1 protein-coding gene and 1 pseudogene are annotated in these 1688 nt (G+C 74.6%); one reads left to right on the forward strand and one right to left on the reverse strand.

The annotated features are described in order from the left end of the window. Positions 1-3 precede the first annotated feature (3 nt). Positions 4-1248 carry a methyltransferase gene (locus D452_RS0101395; RefSeq protein ID WP_394297080.1) on the forward strand — a complete coding sequence of 415 codons (1245 nt, stop codon included), beginning with the start codon at positions 4-6 and terminating at the stop codon, positions 1246-1248. Between the two features lie 49 nt (positions 1249-1297). On the opposite strand, the pseudogene D452_RS30605 reads toward D452_RS0101395, so the two are convergent. Further along, positions 1298-1688 (reverse strand): annotated as a pseudogene (locus D452_RS30605) (ATP-binding protein); the annotation flags it as partial.

Genomic DNA, 1688 nt, shown 5'->3' on the forward strand with positions numbered 1-1688 from the left:
ACCGTGCTGCCGATCGACGACCTCGCCGACGCCGGCCTGGTCACCGTCACCGACGACGGCGTCCGCGCACGGGTGCACCTGGCCCCCTGGGAGATGGAGGAGGGCCGCCCGGGTTTCGTCGTCTCCGACCCCACCGTGCGCCCCGGCCAGGGCACGCCGCGGTCCGACCACGTCGTCGGCGCGGGCGGCGCGTCGGCGAGCCTGTCCCAGCTTCTGGTCGACGGCCCGTTCGAACGCGCACTGGACGTCGGCACCGGCTGCGGCGTCCAAGGGCTGCACCTGGCCTCGCGGGCGGCGGAAGTGGTGGCCACCGACGTCAACCCGCGCGCCCTGCGCCTGTCCGAGATCACCTGGGCCCTGTCGGACGTACCCCACGTGCGGCCGCGCCAGGGGTCGCTGTACGAACCCGTCGCCGACGAGCGCTACGACCTGATCGCGTGCAACCCGCCGTTCGTGATCACCCCCGACGCCCGCTACACCTACCGCGAATCCGGCCTGGCCGGCGACGCCGTATGCGCCGACCTGGTGCGGCGGGCGCCGGGCCACCTCACCGACGGCGGCTGGTGCCAGATCCTGGCCAACTGGCTGCATGTGGAGGGCGAGGACTGGCGCGACCGCGTCGGCGAGTGGGTTGCGGGCACCGGGTGTTCGGGATGGGTCGTCCAGCGCGACGTGCAGGACCCCGCCGAGTACGTCGAGCTGTGGCTCCGGGATTCCTGCGAAGTGGGAAGCCCCGAGTACACCCGGCGCTACGACGCCTGGCTGGACTATTTCGAGCGGGAGGCCGTCCAGGGCATCGGGTTCGGCTGGATCAGCCTGCGCAACGACGTCGCCCAGGACGCGGCGGTGCGTGTGGAGGAGTTCCGCCACGAGATCGAGCAGCCGGTGGGGCGCTACCTGCCCGAGATCGTCGACGGCGCCATGACCGCCAACCGGCTGACCGACGCGGCGCTGCTGTCGGCGCACGTGGCGCTGGCGCCCGACGTGGTCGAGGAGCGCATCGCGGTACCGGGCGCCCCCGACCCCGAGAGCATCCTGCTGCGCCAGCGCGGCGGCCTGCGACGGGTGGCCCAGGTCGGCACGATCGAGGCCGCGCTGGCCAGCGTGTGCGACGGCACCATGCCGGTCGGGCCGCTGCTGGACGCGATCGCCGAGCTCACCGACCGCGAAGCGGGCGAAATCCGCGCCCGCACCCCCGATGTGCTGCGCTCCCTGATCGCCGAGGGCTTCTTCCGCGTGGCGCGGTAGTGGCGCCGCGGCGGGCGGTCCGCGGCCCGCCCGGCTCCGCCCGCCGGGATCACTCCAGATCGGCCTCGGCCAGCAGGGTCGGAAGCGCCTTGGGGTCGCGCAGCACCGCGGCGATCAGGTGGCGCGCCTCCCAGCGGTCGGCGAGCCGGCACAGGGCCCGGGCCAGGCCGTCGGTGGTCGCCGCATGGCCGGTGGCCCCGTCGCAGTACCACTCCACGGCGGTGCCGTCCACGGTCAGCTCCTCATGGTGGACGTAGGTCAGCGGCCCGCCGGGCAGGAACGCGGCGACCTCGTCGGGCACCGCCAGCACCTCGCCCGTGGACTCGACCTCGCCGGCGATCTCCTCGCCGGCCAGCGCCAGGTCCAGCACGTCGGCCAGCGCAGCCGCAGAGTGGACGGGGGCCAGCACCGCCGGGCGCCCGGCCAGCAACGGCAGCAGG

This window comes from Nocardiopsis prasina DSM 43845, from assembly GCF_000341265.1.
Classification (GTDB): Bacteria; Actinomycetota; Actinomycetes; order Streptosporangiales; family Streptosporangiaceae; genus Nocardiopsis; species Nocardiopsis prasina.